Annotated in this window: 3 protein-coding genes; all 3 read right to left on the reverse strand. The window is 40.4% G+C overall.

The annotated features are described in order from the left end of the window. Window positions 1–993, reverse strand: a 993-nt coding sequence (locus DW917_RS16535; RefSeq protein ID WP_199545590.1) for a DUF6443 domain-containing protein, incomplete at its 3' end; no start/stop codon positions are given. A gap of 5 nt (window positions 994–998) precedes the next feature. After that, window positions 999–1,532, reverse strand: coding sequence for a hypothetical protein (locus DW917_RS16540; protein WP_118120481.1), 534 nt, complete (start codon window positions 1,530–1,532; stop codon window positions 999–1,001). Between the two features lie 62 nt (window positions 1,533–1,594). Further along, the coding region (locus tag DW917_RS17430) for a hypothetical protein (RefSeq protein ID WP_199545591.1) at window positions 1,595–1,894 on the reverse strand (300 nt) is incomplete at its 5' end.

The following is a 1,894-nucleotide window of genomic DNA, read 5'->3' on the forward strand; positions in this document are numbered from 1 at the left end:
CGCAGAAAGAGTATTGCCATTGTCGCTTATAAGGCTGTAGTTTCCGTCGTAATAGTTCCTTTGCTCGATGACGTAGATGGCGTTTCCCTGATAGAGCGTCTGTGCCGTCATGCGTCCAAGGCCGTCGTAGGCATAGTGCCTTGACAAGCCCTTCTTGCGCATCTCTCCGTCCTGCATGGTAAGCAGACGGTCTGCGTCATCATAGGTATAACTGATTTTCTCACAGCCAGGGATGGTCTTCTCAACCATTCTTCCCCGGTTGTCGTATCGGTACTGGAAGGCAAACTTGTCCAAGTCTGCCTCCTGCTGGTACATCGGCTGAAGAACAAAGTATAGCTTGGAGCAGTCATTGTAAACGAAGTAGGTGTCAACAGTCCCTTCTTCCATGACATGCCGCTCAAGTATCTTTTGCCCCAGCAGGTTGGTATAGATGTCCGTTACGTGGTTGTCCTCGTCGGTGATACGTTCCCAAGACAAGGCTGCTTCTAGGTAATAACCTTTTTGTGCCAAACTTCCATCATCAGCGACTACATATTTCTTTACGCTGTTAGCCTTGTTTGCCAAATATTCATGCTTTTTCCCAAGCCCTCCCATGTCGCCGCCAGGAGTTGTGGCAAAAGTTAGACGGTCGAGGGCATCATAAGTTATGGCAGACAATGCCTCGGAGTCATTATGCTTGTATGAGACGTTAGTCTGGTACTCCAACCCTATTGTTGTCACAGGCAGGAATTTCTTCCATTCGTTTCCCCTGTCATCGTAAATGATGCGAGAGAGCAAAGTCTTGGAAGGATTTTCTGGTCTTACTTCATTGGTGACTACTTGTTCCTTGCGTCCCAGTCCATCGTAGTATTCTACTGTGACCACAGAGTTCTTTCCTTGTTCATCCTGCATGGAAGACTTGGCGATGTAATTGTGATCATCAGACTGCGCCTTGACATCTAGGGATGCTAAGGTGCAAAGTAATACTAATGTGGAAAGAATTCTATTTGTCATATTTGTTATCTGTCTCTGTAAGCATGAACTTCTGGTTTAAACTTAGATTTCTTTATTTCTTTGTATTCTTCTAAGGAACAGCCAAAGCTTTCTATCAATTCAATGTTCGAGACTTTATTTTTTAACAAAGCATTCTTAACTTCTTCCGATACCATTATAAACAATGTTCCTTCAATACCGAAAATAGGAGTAGAAGGGTCCTGCATCCCAAAATAGCAAGGATCATACAAAAATGTATCTTCATCTCTATTCCAGTAAGGATATGCTTCTAAATTATAAATGACATAATATTGCTCTTCTAGACCCTCTATCTTTATTGGGTAACATTTGTCAGACATATCCACAAATTGAGACAATACATTAATAATTTTTTTCGAATAGAAAACTCCAATGTCTTGGTTAACACGAATAATATCATAACTTTTTTTTCCTGTTACTACAGAAAATGTAACATTAGCAAGAAACTGTTCTTTGTAAAGTGGACTTACGTGTTCCCATGACAAGTCAAAAGAAGGTTCTGTAGGGATAATTTCCAACATACTTCTTTTAAAGCGATGAGTAAAATAATAAAATGTAATCATATTTTATAACGTTTTTAAGATTATTTAGTTGGAGTGTCATATTTGTTGCCAAAATATTTTTTCTCCATTTTATCTCGGAACTGATAAATTTGTTTCTTTGTTGGCGACTTACCTCTAGCCATAAACCGAGTCCATTCGCTAGTCAAAGCATTGCTTTTCTTTCGATGTCCATTTGCTTCACGCCAAACGACATTGCCTGGCTCATCTATGTTTATTCCTAATTTTTCAAATCTCGTTCTATATTTTTGAGGTAAGGTGTGGTGAGCCTCATAGCCCTTTCCTATCTTGCCCGTAGCTTTCTGCAAGACACTGCGATAATT

The organism is Prevotella sp. AM42-24, from assembly GCF_003461825.1.
Classification (GTDB): domain Bacteria; phylum Bacteroidota; class Bacteroidia; order Bacteroidales; family Bacteroidaceae; genus Prevotella; species Prevotella hominis.